Source organism: Pseudomonas sp. BRM28, assembly GCF_002939405.1.
GTDB classification, from domain to species: Bacteria; Pseudomonadota; Gammaproteobacteria; order Pseudomonadales; family Pseudomonadaceae; genus Aquipseudomonas; species Aquipseudomonas palmensis.
In genome coordinates this window covers 960,054-979,811 of the sequence record NZ_PEFV01000001.1, presented here as the reverse complement: position 1 = coordinate 979,811, position 19,758 = coordinate 960,054, and the positions used below count along the sequence as shown (strand labels likewise).

25 protein-coding genes and 1 pseudogene are annotated in these 19,758 nt (G+C 65.4%); 12 read left to right on the top strand and 14 right to left on the bottom strand.

The window, feature by feature from the left end; all coding sequences use genetic code 11:
- The first annotated feature begins 137 nt into the window (after positions 1–137).
- Both CR917_RS04680 and CR917_RS04675 read left to right on the top strand, forming a co-directional pair.
- Positions 138–551 carry an HPF/RaiA family ribosome-associated protein gene (locus CR917_RS04680; protein WP_043860410.1) on the top strand — a complete coding sequence of 138 codons (414 nt, stop codon included), beginning with the start codon at positions 138–140 and terminating at the stop codon, positions 549–551.
- Between the two features lie 136 nt (positions 552–687).
- Positions 688–996: a DUF3509 domain-containing protein gene (locus CR917_RS04675; RefSeq protein WP_104571955.1), complete on the top strand. Its 309-nt coding sequence runs from the start codon at positions 688–690 to the stop codon at positions 994–996.
- 7 nt (positions 997–1,003) lie between these two features.
- Here the strand turns inward: CR917_RS04675 and CR917_RS04670 are convergent, their stop codons facing one another.
- A complete protein-coding gene (locus CR917_RS04670) occupies positions 1,004–1,474 on the bottom strand; it encodes a phosphate-starvation-inducible protein PsiE (protein ID WP_043860412.1) in 471 nt (156 codons plus the stop codon).
- A gap of 255 nt (positions 1,475–1,729) precedes the next feature.
- Between CR917_RS04670 and CR917_RS04665 the strand changes: the two genes are divergently transcribed.
- Entirely contained in the window at positions 1,730–1,993 is a 264-nt protein-coding gene (locus CR917_RS04665; protein ID WP_043860413.1) for a YebG family protein, read from the top strand.
- A 3-nt stretch (positions 1,994–1,996) separates the two neighbouring features.
- Here CR917_RS04665 and CR917_RS04660 read toward each other — a convergent pair whose 3' ends face one another.
- Positions 1,997–3,019, bottom strand: a complete 1,023-nt coding sequence (locus CR917_RS04660; protein ID WP_104571954.1) for a Glu/Leu/Phe/Val dehydrogenase dimerization domain-containing protein — start codon at positions 3,017–3,019, stop codon at positions 1,997–1,999.
- A 116-nt stretch (positions 3,020–3,135) separates the two neighbouring features.
- Here CR917_RS04660 and CR917_RS04655 point away from each other — a divergent pair, with 116 nt between their 5' ends.
- Positions 3,136–3,942 (top strand): SirB1 family protein, encoded by an 807-nt coding sequence (locus tag CR917_RS04655; RefSeq protein ID WP_043860415.1) that lies wholly within the window; start codon positions 3,136–3,138, stop codon positions 3,940–3,942.
- A 77-nt stretch (positions 3,943–4,019) separates the two neighbouring features.
- On the opposite strand, the gene maiA is transcribed toward CR917_RS04655, so the two are convergent.
- Genes maiA through hmgA form a run of 3 tightly spaced genes read right to left on the bottom strand, consistent with a single transcriptional unit; the run spans position 4,020 to position 7,255 of the window.
- Positions 4,020–4,646, bottom strand: coding sequence for a maleylacetoacetate isomerase (gene maiA, locus CR917_RS04650; protein ID WP_058540845.1), 627 nt, complete (start codon positions 4,644–4,646; stop codon positions 4,020–4,022).
- A 12-nt stretch (positions 4,647–4,658) separates the two neighbouring features.
- Complete coding sequence (gene fahA, locus CR917_RS04645; protein WP_104571953.1) at positions 4,659–5,951, bottom strand: fumarylacetoacetase; 1,293 nt, start codon at positions 5,949–5,951, stop codon at positions 4,659–4,661.
- Positions 5,952–5,953: 2 nt separating this feature from the next.
- A complete protein-coding gene (gene hmgA / locus CR917_RS04640; RefSeq protein ID WP_043860418.1) occupies positions 5,954–7,255 on the bottom strand; it encodes a homogentisate 1,2-dioxygenase in 1,302 nt (433 codons plus the stop codon).
- A 118-nt stretch (positions 7,256–7,373) separates the two neighbouring features.
- On the opposite strand from hmgA, the gene CR917_RS04635 reads away from it, so the two are divergent.
- The gene (locus tag CR917_RS04635; RefSeq protein ID WP_043860419.1) at positions 7,374–8,153 is read left to right on the top strand and encodes an IclR family transcriptional regulator; all 780 of its coding nucleotides are present in this window, start codon (positions 7,374–7,376) and stop codon (positions 8,151–8,153) included.
- Between the two features lie 293 nt (positions 8,154–8,446).
- Here CR917_RS04635 and CR917_RS04630 read toward each other — a convergent pair whose 3' ends face one another.
- The 4 genes from CR917_RS04630 to CR917_RS04615 all read right to left on the bottom strand — a co-directional run bounded on the left by CR917_RS04630 (position 8,447) and on the right by CR917_RS04615 (position 11,630).
- Positions 8,447–9,358 carry an SDR family oxidoreductase gene (locus CR917_RS04630; protein ID WP_104571952.1) on the bottom strand — a complete coding sequence of 304 codons (912 nt, stop codon included), beginning with the start codon at positions 9,356–9,358 and terminating at the stop codon, positions 8,447–8,449.
- Between the two features lie 111 nt (positions 9,359–9,469).
- Positions 9,470–10,375 (bottom strand): alpha/beta fold hydrolase, encoded by a 906-nt coding sequence (locus CR917_RS04625; protein ID WP_058540843.1) that lies wholly within the window; start codon positions 10,373–10,375, stop codon positions 9,470–9,472.
- 192 nt (positions 10,376–10,567) lie between these two features.
- Entirely contained in the window at positions 10,568–11,254 is a 687-nt protein-coding gene (locus CR917_RS04620; protein ID WP_043860422.1) for an LrgB family protein, read from the bottom strand.
- The gene (locus CR917_RS04615; RefSeq protein WP_043860423.1) at positions 11,244–11,630 is read right to left on the bottom strand and encodes a CidA/LrgA family protein; all 387 of its coding nucleotides are present in this window, start codon (positions 11,628–11,630) and stop codon (positions 11,244–11,246) included. Before CR917_RS04615 ends, CR917_RS04620 begins: the two co-directional genes overlap by 11 nt.
- A gap of 96 nt (positions 11,631–11,726) precedes the next feature.
- Between CR917_RS04615 and CR917_RS04610 the strand changes: the two are divergent.
- Positions 11,727–12,615 (top strand): annotated as a pseudogene (locus tag CR917_RS04610) (LysR family transcriptional regulator).
- Here CR917_RS04610 and CR917_RS04605 read toward each other — a convergent pair.
- Positions 12,616–13,071: a flavodoxin gene (locus CR917_RS04605; protein ID WP_043860425.1), complete on the bottom strand. Its 456-nt coding sequence runs from the start codon at positions 13,069–13,071 to the stop codon at positions 12,616–12,618. It lies immediately after the preceding pseudogene.
- A 150-nt stretch (positions 13,072–13,221) separates the two neighbouring features.
- On the opposite strand from CR917_RS04605, the gene CR917_RS04600 reads away from it, so the two are divergent.
- Together CR917_RS04600 and CR917_RS04595 are read left to right on the top strand one after the other, a co-directional pair.
- Positions 13,222–13,683 (top strand): PAS domain-containing protein, encoded by a 462-nt coding sequence (locus CR917_RS04600; RefSeq protein WP_054914883.1) that lies wholly within the window; start codon positions 13,222–13,224, stop codon positions 13,681–13,683.
- A gap of 69 nt (positions 13,684–13,752) precedes the next feature.
- On the top strand, positions 13,753–14,361 hold the full coding sequence (locus CR917_RS04595) for a hypothetical protein (RefSeq protein WP_043860427.1): 609 nt from the start codon (positions 13,753–13,755) through the stop codon (positions 14,359–14,361).
- 85 nt (positions 14,362–14,446) lie between these two features.
- On the opposite strand, the gene CR917_RS04590 is transcribed toward CR917_RS04595, so the two are convergent.
- Positions 14,447–15,397 carry a MerR family transcriptional regulator gene (locus tag CR917_RS04590; protein ID WP_043860428.1) on the bottom strand — a complete coding sequence of 317 codons (951 nt, stop codon included), beginning with the start codon at positions 15,395–15,397 and terminating at the stop codon, positions 14,447–14,449.
- Positions 15,398–15,626: 229 nt separating this feature from the next.
- Here CR917_RS04590 and CR917_RS04585 point away from each other — a divergent pair, with 229 nt between their 5' ends.
- The 4 genes from CR917_RS04585 (at position 15,627) to CR917_RS04570 (ending at position 17,641) form a co-directional block, all read left to right on the top strand.
- Positions 15,627–16,199, top strand: coding sequence for an antibiotic biosynthesis monooxygenase (locus tag CR917_RS04585; RefSeq protein ID WP_043860429.1), 573 nt, complete (start codon positions 15,627–15,629; stop codon positions 16,197–16,199).
- 86 nt (positions 16,200–16,285) lie between these two features.
- Complete coding sequence (folM, locus tag CR917_RS04580) at positions 16,286–16,984, top strand: dihydromonapterin reductase (RefSeq protein WP_054914885.1); 699 nt, start codon at positions 16,286–16,288, stop codon at positions 16,982–16,984.
- 26 nt (positions 16,985–17,010) lie between these two features.
- Positions 17,011–17,307 (top strand): DUF1244 domain-containing protein, encoded by a 297-nt coding sequence (locus tag CR917_RS04575; protein WP_104571951.1) that lies wholly within the window; start codon positions 17,011–17,013, stop codon positions 17,305–17,307.
- Positions 17,300–17,641, top strand: a complete 342-nt coding sequence (locus CR917_RS04570; RefSeq protein WP_043860432.1) for a HopJ type III effector protein — start codon at positions 17,300–17,302, stop codon at positions 17,639–17,641. Before CR917_RS04575 ends, CR917_RS04570 begins: the two co-directional genes overlap by 8 nt.
- Positions 17,642–17,683: 42 nt before the next feature.
- On the opposite strand, the gene CR917_RS04565 is transcribed toward CR917_RS04570, so the two are convergent.
- From CR917_RS04565 to CR917_RS04560, 3 genes are all read right to left on the bottom strand, one after another.
- The gene (locus CR917_RS04565; protein WP_104571950.1) at positions 17,684–18,616 is read right to left on the bottom strand and encodes an alpha/beta fold hydrolase; all 933 of its coding nucleotides are present in this window, start codon (positions 18,614–18,616) and stop codon (positions 17,684–17,686) included.
- A 14-nt stretch (positions 18,617–18,630) separates the two neighbouring features.
- On the bottom strand, positions 18,631–18,771 hold the full coding sequence (locus CR917_RS27010) for a nucleotidyltransferase family protein (RefSeq protein WP_116055232.1): 141 nt from the start codon (positions 18,769–18,771) through the stop codon (positions 18,631–18,633).
- Between the two features lie 90 nt (positions 18,772–18,861).
- On the bottom strand, positions 18,862–19,650 hold the full coding sequence (locus tag CR917_RS04560) for an SDR family oxidoreductase (RefSeq protein WP_104571949.1): 789 nt from the start codon (positions 19,648–19,650) through the stop codon (positions 18,862–18,864).
- Positions 19,651–19,758: the final 108 nt, after the last annotated feature.

Below are 19,758 nucleotides of genomic sequence, written 5' to 3'. Positions count from 1 at the left end.
CACAAAATATTTTTCTTCTTCAAGCACTTGAAAAGTTCTGCCAACTGCCTGACCTTGTAGTCAAGAGGCGATGATTTCCACAGGCCGCAATGGCCCGCATCGTTCTCTTGCGAGCTAGCTGAATAAGGGATTGAACTATGCAAATCCAAGTCAACAGCGACAACCATATCCAAAGCAGTGCCCGTCTCGAAGAGTGGGTACGCACTACGGTAGAAAGCACGCTCGAACGCTACGAAGAAGACCTCACCCGCATCGAAGTCCACCTGCGCGATGAGAACGGCGACAAGCCAGGCCCCCACGACATGCGCTGCCAGATGGAGGCACGCCCCAAAGGCCATCAACCGATTTCCGTCAGCCACAAGGCCGATAGCCTGGAGCAGGCCATCGAAGGCGCCGCGACCAAACTCGAGCATTCCCTCGAGCACCTGTTCGGCAAACTGCGCGGCAAACGTGGCGTGACCCAGAAGGTCGCAACCGCCCCGGCAGCCGATGCCCTGCTGCAGGAAGAATTCCTGGAGAACGAGCAAGCCCTGCAGGCCCGTCAGGCCTGACAGCCAAGGCAATGAAAGAAGGCGAGCCACGGCTCGCCTTTTTTATTGACCACTCGGCACCTGCCCCGCAACGCCACCTGAACCAACCTGGCCAGGGCCCGGTCAATCAGAACATGTCTTTGCCAGGTACAGCCCCATGGTCAACCCCTTCCAACAGATCAACGCTGCATTTGCCGACACCTACCGGGTCAACCTGAGTATCGAGCGGCTCGATGGCAGCATCATGCTGACCCTGTCCGACGATCAGGGCGTGGTGGCCAAGCGCCTGATCAGCCCGGCCCAGCGCAATGACCCCAAGCGCCTGGCGCGCCTGATCGAGAGCGTGCGCTTTGGCATTGCCATCGAGCAGGGACACAGCGCCATGGAAATTCTGGCCAGCATGACCCGCGACGGTGCACGCACCCCGAGCCTGCGCGCCGCCAGCGAGCGCTGCGCGGGGGCGTGAGCCAAGGCTACTTGGCCTCTTCGATTTCCTTGCCGCTGGCGTCGATGGCCTTGGTGGAGGGGTAGCGCGACGAGGCGTAGCGCACCACCAGGATCGAGAACGACAGCAGCAGGATCCCGCCGCACACATACAGCAGGCCCACGTCGGGGGCCTTGTGGTGCGACACATCGCCGATCAGCAGGCGCGTAAGCGCGGTGATCGCCACGTACAGCAGGAAGCGGATGGGCATGTGGTTGGTCTTGAAGTAGATCCCCACCATCGCCCCCAGCTCCAGGTAGATGAACAGCAGCAGGATGTCATCGACGCTCACCCCACCCTTGCCGATCATCTCGATGAATGCCGACACCGCCGCATAGGCGGTGATGGCACCGATGCCGAACAGTGCCAGGTAATGAAAGGCCTCCACGCACAGGTTGCCCAGCGAATCCGCCGAGCCATGCAGGCCCTTGCGCACTTTTTCAGCCCATTTGATGTTCACGATGCGAATTCCTTGGAAACGACGAAGGGAGGATGCGCCACCCAGGTGACGCTTTGCCTGCATGCAGTAAAAAGGCCAGCGGCACAGCTTGAGAAGGCGACCGATTGCCGCAAGACACCCGCCACCCCACCATTGCGAGCAAATTGAGCTATAAAAATGCCACTACCCAAACGTGGTGGTTTGCCTTATGCTTTTACCTGTATAAAAACACAGTACTCGTACACATCAATTATCGAAAGGCATGTGAGGTGATGAATGGCCGTCGAAGTGGTATACCGCAGCAGCCGCGATCTGGAGCGCTTGTTCATGGATAAAGCTGAAGCAGACCGTCACGACAAGATGCTCGAGCTGGCCGAACTGCTCGCCGAGGTGCTGCAGAAGGCCGTGCCGTCGCTGAGCGAACAGCAGGTCGAGGAAGCGGGTATCTACATGGCGAAGAACCGCGATGTGTTCGCCAAGGCCTTCAAGAGCCAGCCCGACGCGTTGTCCGAGCTGCTTGCCGAGCAGCCCGCCGAGTAGGCATCAGGCGTTGTACACCAGCTTCTCGGCCAGTTGCTGGGCCACGCGGGCCGGCGAACTCTTCTCGGCCTGGGCGTGGGCGAAGACCTCGGTCAGCCGCGTGGGGATGCGCGCCAGGTGCGCGGTGATGGTGCCAAGGTCCTGGCCCTGGTGGGTCAGCGCCACGTAGATCAGCCCGCCGGAATTGATGATGTAGTCCGGGGCATACAGAATGCCGCGGGTTTCGAGCTGGTCGGCGACCTGAAGGTGGGTCAGCTGGTTGTTAGCCGAGCCGGCCACCGCGGCACAGCGCAGCTGCATGACGCTCTGGCTGTTGAGCACCGGGCCCAGCCCGCACGGCGCGAAGATGTCGCAAGGCGTGCTGACCAGCGCTTCGCTGGCCACCGGCAGCGCATTCAACTGCTCCATGGCCAGTTGCACCCGCCCCGGGTCATGGTCGCTGACCAGCAGTACCGCCCCCGCCGCATGCAACTGCTCGGCCAGGGCAAACCCGACATTCCCCAACCCCTGCACAGCCACGCGCAACCCTTCCAGGTTGTCGGTGCCCAGGCGCGCCATCGCCGTGGCGCGGATGCCGGCGAACACGCCCATGGCCGAATGCGGCGAAGGGTCGCCGGCGGTGGTGGTACTGGTGACGTGCCGGGTGCTCTGGGCGATGCAGTCCATGTCCAGGGTCGAGGTGCCGCTATCGGTCGCGGTGATGTAGCGCCCCTCCAGGCTGTCGACGAAGCGCCCGAAGGCCTCGAACAGCGCAGCGCGGTTTTCCACATGGGGGTTGCGGATGATCACCGCCTTGCCACCGCCCAGCGGCAGGCCCGCCAGGGCAGCCTTGTAGCTCATGCCCTGGGCCAGGCGAATGGCATCGGTCATTGCGGTTTCGTCGTCCGGGTAAGGCAGATAGCGACAACCGCCCATGGCCGGGCCCAGCCGCTGGTTGTGAATGGCGATCACCGCCTTGAGGCCCGTGGCCGGGTCGACGCACAGGTGCAGTGAGTGGGTGCGCGTGCTTTGCATGAGAGCGAACATTGCCCAGCCCTCGTGAGTCAGTGCTCCCACCAGTATAGGCGGCGCGAAGGCACACGTTGCGGCACTGGACGAACGCCCCTGCCGGCGCTACAACAGAAGCTTGAGCGGAGACTGCCATGACCCCACGCCAAGCCTGCCTGGCCTGCCTGGAACGCAACCCCGCCGCCCTGTTCGAGGCGGCGCTGTGGATCGCTGCCGAACACGATGCCAGCGTGCAGCCGGCCCAGGTGCTGGGCGAATTGCAGCTCGTGCAGCAGCAGGTCAGCCAGAGCCTGCCCATGCTGCCGGTGAGCGAACTGGCGCAGCCGTTGCTGCGGGCGCTCAGCGCGGCGGGCTTCCAGCAGGACGAATATCACCCATTGCGCCCGCAGGCGGCGCTGCTGAACAAGGTGCTGCAACGTCGTCGCGGACAACCACTGGCACTGGCGATCCTCACGCTGGAGCTGGCCCGCGGGCTGTCGATACCACTGGAGGGGGTGAATTTTCCGGGGCATTTCCTGTTGCGCGTGCCGGGGGCCGATCACCTGCTGGACCCCTGCGGCGGGCGCCGGTTGTACCCGGCCGATTGTCGCGAGTTGCTCAGCCGCCAGTTCGGCCCGCAGTTGCCGTTGAGCGCCGAGCATCTGGTGACGGCCAGCGCACAGCAGATGCTGCAACGACTGTCGCGCAACCTGCGTCAGTTGCATGCGAGCAATGATGATGACCTTGCGGCGCTGAAGGATGCCGAGCGGGTGTTGTTGCTGGGCTCGGCCAGCGCCAGCGACTACCTGGCGCGGGCGACACTGTATCAGCGGCTGGATTGCCCGCAGGCAGAGCGGTTTGACCTGGAGCATGCGCTGATGCTGACGGATGACCCGATCCAGCGGTTGCGCCTGACCGAGCGGCTGAGCCACCTGCCGCCGCCGACGCCTTCGGTGCACTGAAAGCTTCGCCGGCCAGGCCGGCTCCTACACGGGCCGCGCAGCGCCTGCAGGAGCCGGCCTGGCCGGCGAATGGGCCATCAGGGGGTATCCGGCTGACGCGAAGGATGCGCCTGCACGAACGCATCATGCTCACCGGCCAGCGCCACCACCCGGCGAATCCGTGGCCAGCCCGACAGGTCCACATTGAACCGCTCGGCCGCATACACCTGCGGGATCAGGTACACATCCGCCAGCCCCGGCTCATCGCCGAAACAGAACCCCGCCTCGCCGATCATCTGCTCCACCGCCGCCAGCCCCTGGGTGATCCAGTGGCCGATCCAGGCGTTCACCTGGGTGTCGTCATGCCCCAGCTCACGCAGCTGGTTGAGCACGCTGACATTGTGCAGCGGGTGGATGTCGCAACCGATCAACGCCGCCACGGCGCGCGCCTGCGCCCGCGCCACCGGCGACTGCGGCAACAGCGCAGGCTGTGGATAAACCTCCTCCAAGTACTCGATGATGGCCGGCGACTGCACCAGCAGCTCGCCCGAGTCGATACGCAGCGCCGGGATGCGCCCCTGGGGGTTCAGCCCCAGGAACTCGGCCTCGCGCTGCGCGCCCTTGAGCAGATTGACCGGCAGCGACTGGTAATCCAGCTGCTTGAGCGCCAGCGCAATGCGCACGCGGTACGACGAGGTAGAACGGTAGTAGGTATACAGTTCCATGCTCGTACCCTCTCAATGTGCCGGCAGGATCTTGCCGCGGCACTCGCCAAAACCGATCGACGCCACGCCATCACGCTTGCAGCGCGCGCGCAGGATGATCTCGTCGCCGTCTTCGAGGAACCTGCGCACCTCGCCACTGGCCAGTTCGATCGGCACCTTGCCGCCCTCGGTAATCTCCAGCAGGCTGCCGAACTGGCCAGGCTTGGCGCCCGACAGGGTGCCCGAACCGAACAGGTCGCCTGGCTGCAACTGGCAGCCGTTGACACTGTGGTGCGCAACCATCTGCGCCACGGTCCAGTACATGCTCAGGGTGTTGCTCAGGGTCAGGCGATGCGCCGGCAGGTTCTGCTCGCGCATGCGCTCGGTCAGCAGCAGCACTTCCAGCTCGATGTCGAACGCGCCACCCGCCTGGTCACGCGGGTCGAGCAGGTACGCCAGCGGCTGCGGATCGCCTTCGGGGCGTGCCGGCTGGGCGCAGCGGAACGGCTCCAGCGCTTCGGCGGTGACCACCCAGGGCGACACGGTGGAGATGAAGCTCTTGGACAGGAACGGGCCCAGCGGCTGGTATTCCCAGGCCTGGATGTCGCGGGCCGACCAGTCGTTGAGCAGGCAGTAGCCGGCAACGTGTTCGCCTGCCTGCGCTACCGGGATGGCATCGCCCATGGCATTGCCCTGGCCGATCCAGATGCCCAGCTCCAGTTCGTAGTCCAGCCGCGCGCACGGGCCGAAGCTCGGCTCGGTTTGCCCGGCGGGCAGGGTCTGGCCGTTGGGCCGACGGACATCGGTACCCGACGGGCGAATGGTCGAGGCTCGGCCGTGGTAGCCGATCGGCACGTACTTGTAGTTGGGCAGCAGCGGGTTGTCGGGGCGAAACAGCTTGCCGACGTTCTTGGCGTGCTCGATGCCTACGTAGAAGTCGGTGTAGTCGCCGATGCGCGCCGGCAGGTGCAACTGGCACTCGGCGGCCGGGTACAGGGCCGGCTTCAGCGCAGCCTGGTGCGGGCTGTCGGCACCCAGCAGTTCGAGCAGGCGCTCGCGCAGGGCCACGCGGGCCTCACGGCCCAGGGCGAAATAGGCGTTCAGCGCACCACCGCGGGTGGCCTGCACCGCATTGCGGGCCTGGCCGTCGAACAGCCCGGCGGCCAGGCCCGCGTCGAGGTCCAGAATCGCGTCACCGATGGCCACACCGCAGCGACGCTCGTCGCTGCCACGGCTGAAGATACCCAGCGGCAGGTTCTGCAGCGGGAAATCGCTATGCCCGTTGGCGTGCTCGACCCAACTGCGGGCAATGGCGGACTGGTTCATGGTTATCTCCGATTCGGGGTGAAGGTGCTCGGCAAGGTGGCCCAGCACGTGTCGTAGTCGGCCTGCAGTTGCGGGCATTCAAGCGCATGGCGGGTCGGGCGCAGCACCTGGCTGGTCTCGAACATGAACGCCATGGTGTTGTCGATCTTGCTCGGTGCAAGGTCGGCGGCAATCGCCCTGGCGCAGGTTTCGGCATCCGGGCCGTGGGCGCTCATGCAGCTGTGCAGCGAGGCGCCGCCGGGCAGGAAGCCTTCGGCCTTGGCGTCGTACTCGCCCTTGATCAACCCCATGAACTCGTTCATCAGGTTGCGGTGGAACCACGGTGGACGGAAGGTGTTCTCGGCCACCATCCAGCGCGGCGGGAAAATCACGAAATCGATGTTGGCCATGCCCGGTACGCTGGTGGGCGAAGTGAGCACGGTGAAGATCGACGGGTCGGGATGGTCGAAGCTGACCGTGCCGATGGTGTTGAAACGGCGCAGGTCGTATTTGTACGGCACGTTGTTGCCGTGCCAGGCCACCACGTCCAGCGGCGAGTGCTGCAGTTCGCAGCCCCACAGCTCGCCGAGGAACTTCTGTACCAGCGGCACCGGGCCCTGCTGCTCTTCGTAGTGGGCCACCGGCGCGAGGAAGTCGCGCGGGTTGGCCAGGCCGTTGCTGCCCAGCGGGCCCAGGTCCGGAATGCGCAGCGGCGCGCCGTGGTTCTCGGCAATGTAGCCACGCGCCTGACTGTCGAGCAGCTCGACGCGAAACTTCAGGCCACGGGGCAGCACGGCGATTTCCAGCGGCTCCACGTCCAGCACGCCCAGCTCGGTGACGAGGCGCAGGCGACCCTGCTCGGGTACCAGCAGCAGTTCGCCATCGGCGTTGAAGAACACCCGCTCCATGGAACGGTTGGCGCGGTAGTTGTAGATGCTGATGCCGGCCGGCTTTTGCGCCGCCGAGTTGGCCGCCATGGCCACCCAGCCGTCGATGAAGTCGGTGGGCTCGGCCGGGATGTCCAGCGGGCTCCAGCGCAGCCGGTTGGGAGTTACCGGGCCCAGCGGGCCGCCGCTCAACTGGCGCTCGAGGCGTTCGAATGCCGGGTGCAGTGCCGATGGCCGGATACGGTACAGCCAGGTACGCCGCTGCTCGCTGCGCGCCATGGTGAATGCGGTGCCGGAAAACAGCTCGGCATACAGGCCATACGGGGCTTTTTGCGGGGAGTTCTGGCCAACCGGCAGGGCGCCGGGCAATGCCTCGCTGGCAAATTCGTTGCCGAAGCCGCTCTGGTAAGCGAGGGCGGGAGTGGAATCGACGTTCATCGAGCCTCCAGTCAGGTAGCGTTATTATTATCGTAAACTGATTACGCATAACGTAATTTGATACCTGTAACCCGTCAAGCTATAAAGACGCCCACCTGTCAACACGGACCCCTTTCCCATGAGCAAAACCAGCACCGCCGACAGCAACGGCAAACAGAAGGTCCGCTCGGCGGAGGTCGGTACCGACATTCTCAAGGCGCTGGCCCAGCTCTCGCCGGCCACCTCGCTGTCGCGCCTGGCCGAGCATGTGCAGATGCCCGCGAGCAAGGTGCATCGCTACCTGCAGGCCCTGATCGCCAGCGGCTTTGCCGAGCAGAACCCGGCCACCAACCACTACGGGCTGGGCCGTGAAGCCCTGCGCGTGGGCCTGGCCGCGCTGGGCGGGATGGACGTGCTCAAAGTGGCGGCCATGCCGTTGTCACAGCTGCGTGACGCGCTCAATGAAAGCTGCTTTATCGCGGTGTGGGGCAACCAGGGCGCAACGGTGGTGAACATCGAACCTGCGGTGCGCGCCGTGACGGTGGTGACGCAGATCGGTTCGGTGCTGCCGTTGCTCAGTTCGTCCACCGGGCTGGTGTTCGGGGCCTACCTGCCCCAGCGCGAGACCATCGAGTTGCGCGACCAGGAACTGCTTGCCCTGGGCCAGGACGCCGCAGACTACGAAGCGCTGTTTGCGCAGATCCGCGCACGCGGCCTGCACCATGTGCATGGCCTGCTGATGCCGGGGGTGGATGCGCTGTCGGCACCGGTGTTCAACGCCATGGGCAACATCGCTGCCGTGCTGACCGTGGTGGGCCCTACCTCGATTTTCCATGCCGATGAACAGGGCCCGGCGGCGCAGCAGCTGCAGGCGGCGGCTCAGGCAATCAGCTGGCGCATGGGCTATGAACCACAGTGACCTGTTTTGGTGCACTGTTACCCACTTTGCAACAGTGAATGTCCGAAACGTCTATTTTTTTCGGTAGGGGGGCTGGCTATGCTGGCCGTGCTTGCAGCGAAACGCGGTTTCGCCAGGCGCTGGGCCGATGGTTTGGCGGTTAATGTCAGGTTAATCCTCTCCCCCTAGAGTAACCACCTGACACGTTGAACCCTCCCCCTTCAGGTTCACCGACGTTGATTTTGAAGCTCCTTGATCTACGTCTTGCTTGGCCGCTGCTTTTGCAGCGGCCTTTTTTATTTGTGCGGGCCGGTTCAGCCTGCGTGCCTGTGCAGATTGGCCATCATCTGCTGCAACGCCTCGAGGCTGTCCCGCGGGTGCACTGCGCCCTCGAAATCGCCGATGGCATCCCAACTTGCGGCGATGTCTTCCACGCTCATGCCCTGGCGCGGGTCGAAGCCCACCCCCAGGCTGCGTTCCCAGCGCACCTTGCCCACCCAGCCGCCACCGACCTCGTAGAGCCCGCCGGTGTCCTGGCAGCGATCACTGCCCAGGTACACCACCAGCGGGCTGATCAGCTCGGGCTTGAGCTGTTCGAACACCTGCGGCGGAATCAGCCCCTCGGTCATGCGCGTGCCACCGGTGGGGGCGATGGCATTGACCAGGATGCCGTGCTTGCGCCCCTCGAGCGCCAGGGTGCGGGTCAGCCCGTACAGGCCCAGCTTGGCCATGCCGTAGTTGGCCTGGCCGAAATTGCCATAGATGCCCGAGGTGGACGAGGTGAAGATCACCCGCCCCGCGTTCTGCTCGCGCAGGTGCGGCCAGGCGGCGCGGGTGAGCTTGTAGGCACCCTCCACATGCACGCGGTACACCTGGTCCCAGTCGCTGTCCTCCATCTTGTGAAAGGTCTTGTCCCGCAGGATGCCGGCGTTGTTGACCAGCACATCCACGCGACCGAAGGTGTCCAGCGCCTGCTGGACGATACGCTCGCCATCGGTGACCGAGTCATGGCTGGCCACCGCCGTGCCGCCCGCTTCGCGAATCTCGGCCACCACACGGTCGGCCGCCGATGCGCTGGCGCCTTCACCATGGGTGGAGCCTCCCAGGTCGTTGACCACCACGTGGGCACCATGACGGGCGAACAGCAGCGCATGGGCACGCCCGAGGCCCCCGCCAGCGCCGGTCACAATCACTACTTTTTCATCCAGGCGAATCGACTCGGTCATCTCGGCACTCCGTTAACTGCAAGGAATATGGCAGCCAGTGTCAGCCAGCGCCCGGCCCCGGACAATCAACCGGGCGGACGCTGAATGGCAGGCAATAAGGCAGCGGGATGATCAGGACCAGGCGACCTTGTGCGCCAGGCTTGGCAGGGGTTGCTGCCGAAATGCCAGGTAGTGGCGCAGCACCTGTACCGGTGCCTCGGTGTGCGGATAATGGCCGATGCCCTGCAGGGTCACGGTGTCGGGTTGGGGCACCAGTTCGCAGTAACGCGCCACCACATGCGCGCCCGATACCGGGTCGGCGGCTCCATTGATAAGGCGCAGCGGTACGCCTGACTGCTGCAAGGCCGCCACCCAGCGCTCGCGCCAGGTGACGCGCTCGGGTACATAGGCTGCCAGCTTGTGCAGGATGCGATTGCCACGGTTGGAGGCGATCAGGCTCCAGCAGTCATCCAGCACGCTTTCACTGGGGCGTGTGCTGCGGCCATAGAGGTGGGTGACATTCTTGACCAGGTCGTCGCGCCCGAACGAGCGCGCCACCAGCCAGCCAAGCCGGCTGAGCAGGAGCTTGTGCACCAGCAACGCACGGTGGCACTCCGGGAACAGGCCGGCGTTGAGAAACGCGCAACTGGCCACCTGGGCCGCCCCCTCGTGGTGACGGGCCAGCAGTTCCTGGGCCACCGTGGCGCCATAGTCATGGGCCAGCAGGTGCACCGGCTCCTGAACCTGCAGGTGTTCGAGCAGGGCCTGCTGTACGTCTGCCTGTTCCAGCAGGCTGTAGGTGTGGTGCAACGGCTTGGACGAGTCACCGAAGCCGAGCATGTCGCAGGCGATCACGCGAAAGCGCTGGGCCAGGGGTTGCCACAGGTAGTGCCAGTCCCAGCTGGCGGTGGGGAAGCCGTGCAGCAGAAGCAGGGGCTCGCCCTGCCCTGCGCTCCAGTAGCGAATCGATTGCTGGCGAAACGTGAAACTGCGACCACGGGTACGCCAGACACTCAAGGGAATCTCGGCGAGGGGCATCACGCAGGTCCTGGTTCGGGGCTGCAACTTCCTGGGGGCAGCGCGTTGTCGGGCAAAGGGTTGGCGGCGGTCATTGCAATCACCTCGGCACATGGGTGTGCTCTGCTGCCGGTCAGTCTAGAGGCGCGACTCGATAGCGGGTGTTGCATTGCCAGCCAGCTTATTGGCCCACCGGGTCAGGGCAGTAAATAGTTACAGCAGGTGACGTAACAGTGGCGCCATGAATAGGTTGAAAATGCCCGTCAGCACCATTACCAGCCCCGCCACAGAGCCCTCTTCGCCGCCCACCTCATGCGCTCGGCTGACCCCGGCACCATGCGCCCCCACCCCGAACAGCGCCCCGCGTGCCAGCGGCGTGCGCAAGGGCAGGTACTTGAGCAGTACCCCGCCCATCAGGGCACCGAGCACCCCGGTGAACATCACGAACACCGCGGTGAGTTCCGGCACACCGCCCAGGTCGTGGGCCAGCGGCATGGCAAAGGGTGTGGTGATCGAGCGTGGCAGCAGCGACAGGCTCACCTGATTGTCCAGCGACAACGCATGGGCCAGGGCCCACGAACTGCCAATGGACGCCGCGCTGCCCACCAGCATGCCCAGCGACAGGGCCGGCCAGTGGCGTGCCAGCAGCGCCCGCTGCTGCCAGATAGGCACCGCAAAGGCCACGGTGACCGGGCCCAGCACCGACATCAGCCAGTGGGTGTTGCGCGCATACTCGGCGTAACCGGTGTGCAATGGCACCGCCACCGCCAGCAGCACCACCGGGACCAGGATCAGCGGCGACAGCAGGTAGCGCCCGGTACGTCGGTACAGCCAGCGGCTGCCCAGGTAGGCCAGCAGAGTCAGCGCCAGCCAGAACAGCGACATCGGCTCAAGCGTCATGGCGCAGCCTCCAGCGGCACGCCCACTCCACCGTGAAGGCAGTGGCGAGCATCACCAGCAGCGTGCTTGCACCGATCACCAGCAGAATGCGCCAGCCTTCGCTGCGCAGCAGCGGGCCGTAGTCGAGCAGGCTCATCAGCGCCGGAATGAAGAACAGCAGCATCTCTGCCATCAGCAGGGTGGCGCCGGTCTGCAGGGTGGCCGGCTTGACCCGCCCGGTGGCGAACACCAGCAGCAACAGCGCCATGCCCACCACACCGCCCGGGATCGGCCAGTGCAGCCAGGCCGACAGCTGGCAACCGAGCAGGTACAGCACCAGCAGCACGCCCAGTTCAGCGAGCAAGCGCGAAAATTTCTTGAATGAAACGGCAGTCATCGAAGGGGTCCTCTGAGGCCTGCAGTTTAAAATCCCGCTGCCCATGCAAAAAGCGAATTGTTAGACTGGCCTCCATTCCATAATGGAATTCAGGCAATGGAATTCAAGCAACTACGCAGTTTTGTCGAAGTGGTTCATCGCGGCGGCTTCACCCAGGCCGCGCAGACCCTGCATATCAGCCAGTCGGCCGTAAGCAAGCAGGTGGCGCAGCTGGAGCACGACCTGGGCATGGCCCTGCTCGATCGCCACGGCTCGCAGTTGCACCTGACCGACGCCGGCAAGATCGTGCTGGCCCGCGGCGAGGCCATGCTGCGGCTGCGCCAGGAACTGCACAACGAACTCGACGACCTTGGCCAGCTGGCGCGGGGCGAGTTGCGCCTGGGGCTGCCGCTGCTGGGCAGCGACGCGCTGTTTGCCGGGTTGTTCGCCGAGTACCGGCGGCGCTACCCGAACATCACCGTGCAACTGCTCGAAGGCGGCAGCCTGAACGTGGAGCACGCCGTGCGCAGCGGCGAGCTGGAGCTGGGCGGCAGCCTCACGCCCACCACGCCGGGCTTCGAGTGCCAGCCCTTCTGCAACGAACCGCTGGATGCACTGCTGCCGGTAGCCCACCCACTGGCCACTGCCGGCAGCATCAACCTGGGGCAACTGGCCGACACGCCGTTTCTGCTGTACCAGCGCAGCTTCGTGCTCAATGATCGCCTGCTGGCGGCCTGCCAGGCCTATGGCTTTACCCCCGAAGGAAGGCGGACGCAGCGGCCAGGCGGATTTTCTGGCGGCACTGGTGGCGGCAGGCCAGGGCGTGGTGTTGCTGCCACGGGTGGTGGCGCGGGGCCTGGAACGGCCGGGGGTGGTGCGTGTGACCTTGAGCGAGCCCAGCGACCTGCGCTGGGACATCGCCTTCATCTGGCGCCAGGGCGCCTACCTGTCACGGGCGGCGCAGGCCTGGCTGGCGCTGCTGCGCGAGCGCCCGCAACCGCTGTGATCAGCCGCGCAACCTGGCGATGAACTCGGCCAGCCAGGGCTCGGCGTCGGTTTCGGGGGTGACGGTTTCACTGGCGTCCAGACGCAGCATCGGCTGCACTTCGTCGAGGCCCAGTTCGGCGAACAGCTCGCGCAATTGCTCGCCGCCGCCGCAGTAGGTGTCGCCATAGCAGGAGTCGCCCAGGCCGATCACCGCACCGGGCAAGCCGCGCCAGGCACCTGGCAGCACATCGCGGATCTCACTGTAGAGCGGCACCAGGTTGTCGGGCAGCTCGCCCATGCCGGTGGTGGACGTGATCGCCAGAAAGGCCTGCGGGGCAAAGCCCTGAACGTCCTGCAGGTTGGCACGGTTGGCCAGCAGGGTCTCGAAACCCGCCGCCTGGAGCAGCGAGGCGGCATGGCGTGCAACTTCCTCGGCAGTGCCGTAGACCGAGCCGGAAAGAATGGCAACTTTCATAACTAATCCCGAAGCTGAGTAAAAGCGTAGGATACTACCACCTGATGCGGGTACCGGACGCTGGCAATTGGCCCGCATGCAGATGCCGACCGCTCGGCAATCCACTAGAATCCTTCGCCTGGGTGCCCCTTTCACATTCGGTTCGACACGATGATCAACGCCAAGCTGCTGCAACGCATGATTGATGCCTCCAACGACGGGATCGTGGTAGCCGAACAGGAAGGCGACGACGACACCATCCTGATCTATGTGAACCCGGCCTTCGAACGCCTGACCGGCTACGCGGCCAACGACATTCTGTACCGCGACTGCCGCTTCCTGCAGGGCGAGCCGCGCGACGATGCGGCCCGGGCACGCATCCGCGACGCCATCCGCAGCGGCCAGCCATGCCGGGAAGTGCTGCTCAACTACCGCAAGGACGGCACGCCGTTCTGGAACGAGCTGTCGATCACCCCGGTGTTCAACGAGGCCGACCAGCTCAAGTACTTCATCGGTATCCAGAAGGACGTGAGCCGCCAGGTGGCCGCCGAGCAGCGGGTGCTGGAACTGGAGCAGGAACTGGCCCGGGCGTACGCCAAGCTCCACGCGCAGAAACCCGACGGACGGTCTTAACAAAGCCAGCGAATCGTTGTCCATCACCCACGAAGAAATGATTCCCGATTGAAATTGCCGAGTTCGCCCATGCAATCAGATGCCCTCCTGACCCAGGATGAGCTGGATTTCATTCAGACCATGCACCGTTCGCCACAGCTGAACCTGACGGACGTCACCTCCAGCCTGCGCCTTGATGGCGGCAGCGAGGTGCAGCAACTGTTGACCCGGCTGGTGGCCCAGGAGCAGGTGACCCTGCAGGCGAATTTCGAGAACCAGCAGATGAGCTTTCCACTGCAGCTGGTGGAAGACGAGTTCCATGCGGTGAGCCTGCAACTGGGCGCACCGAGCATCTATGAAGACGGGCCGATGATGCGCCCCTGGCGCCTCACGCTGGAGCCGCCGGTTGCGCTGGACGACGAGCTGGGCCTGAGCACCGACCTCAAGGTGTGCGAGATGTCGTTTCGCGGTGTGCTGGTGCAGGTACCGCGCAATCGCAAGCCGCCCAAGACCTTCAACCTGTGGTTCAGCCCTGAGGCCGACGCGCCGATCAACCTGCAGGGCACCTTGCAGCGCAAGACGGCCGACGGGCTGGCGGCGTATCGGCTGAGCCAGCACCAACCCCAAGAGATCGAGCGGTTGCGCCAGTACATCCTGCGCCAGCACCGGTTGGCGCATCCCGAATTGCATCCGGATTAACACCGCAGCGCGGCCTTCGCCGGCAAGGCCGGCCCCTGCAGGGTTGCAACTGCCTGTAGGAGCCGGCCTTGCCGGCGAAGGGGTTTCAGGTATCCAGGTGCTCTGCCAGGTACTGCTGCAGGCGCCGACGCATCAAGCGCCCCTCACTGCCCAGGCACGCCACCTGCGAGCGCATCAGCGCATCCTGGGCCAGCTCCGCCGCCTCCCCCGCGAACAGCAACGGGCAATCCAGGCCCTGGGCCAGGCGCATCAAGCGCTTGGGCAGCTCGGCCGTCGGTGAATGGTTGGAGAACAGCACCAGTGCCTGCGGCGCCATGCGCTCGCACACCAGGCTCAGTTCCTCCAGCGGCTGCCCCACGGCCAACACCCTGATCACCACCTCGCTGCTGCCCAGCATCAGGGCCGCCACCAGCAACTCAAGCTCGCGGCAGTGCCCCGGCATCGCCGCCAGCACCACGCTTACCTCCTGCTGCTCGCGGGCCAGCTGCAGGCGCTGCAAGGCCCGGGCACGCAGGAAGCCGTCGAGAAACAGCCACTCGCTCTGCGCACCGAATGCCTCGCCGGCCGCGCACAGGTCGTGCCATACCGGCATCAGGATGTCCTGGAACACCACCACCAGCGGATAGCTGGCGAAGACCTGCCCGTACACCTGCTCCAGGCGCCTCTCGTCGAATGCCTTGACGGCCTGGCGCAGCTGCACCTGCCACTGCTTCCAGTCCGCCTGGGTGCCGGGCGCCTGGGCCGAGGGGGCCTGCTGCTGGGTCGCCTGGTTGCGCGCAAGGATCTTGCCGACCTTGCTCACCGCCACGCCGCGCTCGATCCAGCCCAGAATGCTGCGCACGTCATCGATGTCGGCCTGGGAATACAGGCGGTGCCCACTTTCGGTGCGTACCGGCTGGATCAGCCCATAACGGCGCTCCCAGGCACGCAGGGTGACCGGGTTGATGCCGGTCAGGCGCGCCACTTCACGGATGGGGAAAAGCTCCTCCTGGCGGTGGGGAGCATCAGGGAGGGAAGCCGAATCAGGCTCGATCATCGCCGTAAAGACCGTGATTGCGTAGTGAAAGGCAATTCTACTCCCCTTGTACCAGCCCGCCGCAAGCACCATGCGCCGGGCAGCCGACACATCAGCACTGACGAGTCAGCTTATTTGCGGAATAATCCTTGCTTGTTCCCACACGAACACTCGAACGCCACCCACCACCCCGGGCAGCGTTGCATGGCCGTGGCTACCCGCCGCGCCGGTTTTTACCAGGAGATACACGATGTCTACCCCTCCGGTTACCTTGATGGTGGCGCGCCGCGTTGCCGAGGGTCGCTACGAAGACCTGATCGCCTGGCTGCGCGAAGGCGAACAGCTGGCTACCGACTTTCCCGGCTACCTGGGTTCCGGCGTACTGGCCCCGCCGCCCAACGACGACGAATTCCAGATCATCTTCCGCTTCGCCGACGAGAAAACCCTGCATGCCTGGGAGTTTTCTGCCTCGCGCAGCGCCTGGCTGGCCCGCGGCAACGGCCTGTTCCAGCAGCCCCACGAGCACCGGGTCAGCGGCATCGACGGCTGGTTCGGCCCGGCCCTGGCACAACGTCCACCGCGCTGGAAACAGGCCGTGGCCATCTGGCTGGCGTTCTTTCCGGTGTCGCTGGCCTTCAACCTGCTGTTTGGCCACTGGCTGGGCGAGCTCGGCCTGGTGCCACGGGTACTGCTGAGCACCCTGGCCCTGACACCGCTGATGGTCTACCTGTTCATCCCGCTGTCGACCCACCTGCTGGCCAGCTGGCTGCACCCCAAGCCTGCCCCGCAGAGCGTTGCCGCGCCGCCCGTGGGCACCCGCTGACGCAGCGCCCCGGGGCGTGCAACGGCGGCGAGTTCGGGTATGCTGGGGCCTACCCAAGCGAATATCTGAAGTTGACCGCCCATTACATGAACAGCCCAATTCTTGTTACCGGGGCCAGCCAGCGAGTCGGGCTCGCGCTGGCCATCAAACTGGCGCAGGCCGGCCACACGGTCGTCAGCGCCAGCCGCAGCATCAGCGCGCAGGCGCCCCACCCGAACATCGTGCAGTTCCAGGCCGACCTGTGCCTGGAGCAGGACCGCCTGGCCCTGATCGACCACCTGCGCAGCCGCTATGACGGCCTGCGGGCGATCATCCACAACGCCTCGCTGTGGCTCGACGATGACCTGGCCAACCTGAACACCATGTTCAAGTTGCACGTGGAAGCGCCGTACCACCTGAACCTGGCACTGGGTGAGCAACTGCTCAAGCTGGACAAGTCGGACATCATCCACATCTGCGACGAAACCTCCTCGCGCGGCAGCAAGAGCCATATCGGCTATGCCGCCACCAAGGCGGCGTTGCAGAACATGGTGCTGTCGTTCGCCGAGAAGTACGCCCCCAGCGTGCGCGTCAACGCCATCCTGCCCGGCCTGCTGATCTTCAAGGAAGACGGCGACGAGCAGTACCGCCAGCAGGCGCTGAAGAAGGCCCTGCTTGAATTCGAACCCGGTGCCCAGCCGCTGATCGAGGCCGTGATGTTCCTGCTCGACAGCCAGTACAGCACCGGCAGCAACGTGGTCATCAACGGTGGCCGCCATTTGAAGAACCGCATCGCGGCCGGATGAGCCGCTGCACCGTGAAGGGAACCCCCATGGACCCGCAACAGCAACTCGAACTTGAAGCGGCGGCCTTCCGCCGCCTGGTAGCGCACCTACGCGAGCGCACCGATGTGCAGAACATCGACCTGATGAACCTGTCCGGCTTCTGCCGCAACTGCCTGTCCAAGTGGTACAAGGCCGCCGCCGACGAGCGCCAGATCGACCTGAGCCTGGATGACGCCCGCGAAGTGGTCTACGGCATGCCCTACGCCGAGTGGAAAACCCAATACCAGAAAGAAGCCAGCGCCGAACAGCAAGCGGCGTTCGCCAAAGGAAAAACCCATGACTGATCTGAACACCCTGCGCAGCCAACTCGACAGTGGCGAACACGTATTCGCCGACACGCTGGCGTTCATCGCCCAGGGCTACACCTACCAGCCACAGGCCTTCACCAATGGCGGTGTGGAAAACGCCGCCGGGCAGAACGAAGGGTCGTGCAAGACCCTGGGCCTGGCACTGCTCGAAGGCCTGAGCGACCAGCACGCGCTGCTGGCGTTCGGCGAGCACTACCGCTCGGTGCTGGCCACCCCCGAGGGCAGCGACCACGCCAATATCCGTGCGCTGATGCAGCACGGCCTGGCCGGCGTGACGTTCGCCGGCGCGCCGCTGCAACGCAAGGGCTGACGCCACACCGCTGCACAAGAACGGCCCGCCTGGGCCGTTTTTTCATGCCTGGGGTTCGACCACCTGCCCGGGCACCTGCGCCGGCAGTTGTGCACTGCGCAGCCAGCCCAGGGCTATGGGCCACAGCTGCGCCTGAAAGCGGCTGTGAAAGAACGCGAAATGACCGACCCCCTTGGCATCGACCTGCTGTGCGGCGATACGCAGGTGCGTGCACGCGCTGGCGGTAAAGTAGCCCAGCAGGCGCTCGATGGCCGGCACCGTACCGAACGGGTCGTCGGTCAGGCTGATCGCCAGGATACTGGCCTGCACCTGGCCAAAGCCCAACGCCCCCAGCGTGCGACCGCTGGGCCGCTGTTCATAGGTAGCGGCGGGTGTCACCCAGTCGCGCACCACGCCGGCCGGGGTGTCCTCCATCCAGCCCAGGCGCTTGCCGGGAAAGTAGCCGAACACGCGGGTCAGCAGCGGCATTGCCAGGTGCCATTTGCACAGCAGCTGCCAACGGCTGCCCGGGGCATAGTCACGCCAGTAGGCGAACTGCGCGCCCACCGTGACCACCCGCCGGATGCTCGCCGCCGACGCCGCCAGGCCCAGCGCGCAACCGCCGAAACTGTGCCCGACCACGTCGATGGGCTGCCCGGGAAACTCGCGCCGGGCGCGCTGGAGCATCGCCTCGAAATCCAGCCGGCCCCAGTCCGACCAGCTGGCCTGAAAACCCCGCAAGGCGGCAGGGCGCGATTCGCCGATGCCGCGGTAGTCGTAGGTGATCACGTCGGCGCCATGGGCGAACAGGTAGTCGGCAAAACGCGAATAGAAACGGCAGCGCACCGAGGTGGCGGCGTTGATGATGACCACCGCCCGCGTGGGGTCCGCCGCGCCGTGGCGCCAGGTGAAGCCGCCCAGGCTGAAGCCGTCTGCCGCCTCTTCGCGAAACGGCTGGGCAACGCTGGGCGCCTGGGTGGTGAGGGGTTGATTCATCGGTGCCGGCTCCTTCAGGGCCCTTCGCAGCGCAGCATCGGCCAGCGGGTGGGCCAGCCCTTGTGGGTGATGCGCGAGGCGTAGACCGTCTGTTTCTGGCTAACGTAACGCGCGGTGCGGCGCAGTACCAGCCCGAACAGGTCATCCAGCCCCAGGGGCGCAGCGACTTATCATTGTGGGTTCGCCCACCGGCAGGTTGCGCGGGCGCTGGCCGCCGATCACCGGCGCGCCGGCCCGCGCCCGCCTCAGGCAAGCTCGGTATAGCGCGCCGCCACCTCGGCCTGGCGGATGTCCGAGATCAGCGTGTGACGGGCCGCCTGGAAGGCCGTCCAGCGGGCGTCGTCATGCAACGGCGGGATGGTCACGCCCTCGCGGCGATCGAACCCCACCAGCGCCGCATCCACCAGGTGGTCCACCTCCATCACCTGCGTCAGGGTGTTGATGTCGATGCCCGAGCGCTCCCAGATCTCGGTACGCGTGGCCGCAGGCAGCACCGCCTGCACGTATACGCCGCTGGGCGAGAGCTCCAGGCTCAGCCCCTGCGACAGGAACTGCACGAACGCCTTGGTGGCGCCGTACACCGTCATGCCCAGCTCCGGTGCCAGCCCTACCACCGAGCCGATATTGACGATGGCCCCCTCCCCGGCCTGCGCCAACCGTGGCGCGATGGCATGGGCCAGGCGCGCCAGCGCGAGGGTGTTGAGCGTGATGATGCGCGTGACGCTGTCGGCGCTCTGCTCGACGAAGGCCCCCGACTGCGCCGCCCCGGCGTTGTTGATGAGGACGCCGATGCGGACATCTTCGCGCAGGCGGGTTTCGACCCTGGCAAGGTCTTCGGCCAGGGTCAGGTCGGCCTGCAACACCTCGACGGCCACGCCATGAGCCTGGGCCAGGCGGCTGGCCAGCACGTCGAGGCGAGGCCTGTCGCGGGCTACCAGCACCAGGTCATGGCCACGACGGGCAAAACGCTCGGCGTAGGTAGCGCCGATACCGGAAGAAGCACCAGTGATGAGAACAGTGGCAAGGGTAGTCATGGGGTTGCGCTCTCGATGGGTGGGTAACGAGCCGCTATGATGATGACCATAATCTTAATCGTCAACGGTTTTGATGATGGTTGACATCAATGTATAGTGGGCCCCTGA

What these genes read in the sequence shown, in the direction of transcription:
- CR917_RS04615 (WP_043860423.1), bottom strand. Translation starts at nt 11,630, where the DNA reads ATGACTGCCGTTTCATTCAAGAAATTTTCGCGCTTGCTCGCTGAACTG.
- CR917_RS04620 (WP_043860422.1), bottom strand. Translation starts at nt 11,254, where the DNA reads ATGACGCTTGAGCCGATGTCGCTGTTCTGGCTGGCGCTGACTCTGCTG.
- CR917_RS04575 (WP_104571951.1), top strand. Translation starts at nt 17,011, where the DNA reads ATGGACCCGCAACAGCAACTCGAACTTGAAGCGGCGGCCTTCCGCCGC.
- fahA (WP_104571953.1), bottom strand. Translation starts at nt 5,951, where the DNA reads ATGAACCAGTCCGCCATTGCCCGCAGTTGGGTCGAGCACGCCAACGGG.
- CR917_RS04660 (WP_104571954.1), bottom strand. Translation starts at nt 3,019, where the DNA reads ATGTTCGCTCTCATGCAAAGCACGCGCACCCACTCACTGCACCTGTGC.
- CR917_RS04635 (WP_043860419.1), top strand. Translation starts at nt 7,374, where the DNA reads ATGAGCAAAACCAGCACCGCCGACAGCAACGGCAAACAGAAGGTCCGC.
- CR917_RS04570 (WP_043860432.1), top strand. Translation starts at nt 17,300, where the DNA reads ATGACTGATCTGAACACCCTGCGCAGCCAACTCGACAGTGGCGAACAC.
- CR917_RS04595 (WP_043860427.1), top strand. Translation starts at nt 13,753, where the DNA reads ATGCAATCAGATGCCCTCCTGACCCAGGATGAGCTGGATTTCATTCAG.
- CR917_RS04630 (WP_104571952.1), bottom strand. Translation starts at nt 9,358, where the DNA reads ATGACCGAGTCGATTCGCCTGGATGAAAAAGTAGTGATTGTGACCGGC.
- CR917_RS04680 (WP_043860410.1), top strand. Translation starts at nt 138, where the DNA reads ATGCAAATCCAAGTCAACAGCGACAACCATATCCAAAGCAGTGCCCGT.
- CR917_RS04625 (WP_058540843.1), bottom strand. Translation starts at nt 10,375, where the DNA reads ATGCCCCTCGCCGAGATTCCCTTGAGTGTCTGGCGTACCCGTGGTCGC.
- hmgA (WP_043860418.1), bottom strand. Translation starts at nt 7,255, where the DNA reads ATGAACGTCGATTCCACTCCCGCCCTCGCTTACCAGAGCGGCTTCGGC.
- CR917_RS04565 (WP_104571950.1), bottom strand. Translation starts at nt 18,616, where the DNA reads ATGAATCAACCCCTCACCACCCAGGCGCCCAGCGTTGCCCAGCCGTTT.
- CR917_RS04600 (WP_054914883.1), top strand. Translation starts at nt 13,222, where the DNA reads ATGATCAACGCCAAGCTGCTGCAACGCATGATTGATGCCTCCAACGAC.
- maiA (WP_058540845.1), bottom strand. Translation starts at nt 4,646, where the DNA reads ATGGAACTGTATACCTACTACCGTTCTACCTCGTCGTACCGCGTGCGC.
- CR917_RS04605 (WP_043860425.1), bottom strand. Translation starts at nt 13,071, where the DNA reads ATGAAAGTTGCCATTCTTTCCGGCTCGGTCTACGGCACTGCCGAGGAA.
- CR917_RS04665 (WP_043860413.1), top strand. Translation starts at nt 1,730, where the DNA reads ATGGCCGTCGAAGTGGTATACCGCAGCAGCCGCGATCTGGAGCGCTTG.
- CR917_RS04675 (WP_104571955.1), top strand. Translation starts at nt 688, where the DNA reads ATGGTCAACCCCTTCCAACAGATCAACGCTGCATTTGCCGACACCTAC.
- CR917_RS04590 (WP_043860428.1), bottom strand. Translation starts at nt 15,397, where the DNA reads ATGATCGAGCCTGATTCGGCTTCCCTCCCTGATGCTCCCCACCGCCAG.
- CR917_RS04560 (WP_104571949.1), bottom strand. Translation starts at nt 19,650, where the DNA reads ATGACTACCCTTGCCACTGTTCTCATCACTGGTGCTTCTTCCGGTATC.
- folM (WP_054914885.1), top strand. Translation starts at nt 16,286, where the DNA reads ATGAACAGCCCAATTCTTGTTACCGGGGCCAGCCAGCGAGTCGGGCTC.
- CR917_RS04655 (WP_043860415.1), top strand. Translation starts at nt 3,136, where the DNA reads ATGACCCCACGCCAAGCCTGCCTGGCCTGCCTGGAACGCAACCCCGCC.
- CR917_RS04585 (WP_043860429.1), top strand. Translation starts at nt 15,627, where the DNA reads ATGTCTACCCCTCCGGTTACCTTGATGGTGGCGCGCCGCGTTGCCGAG.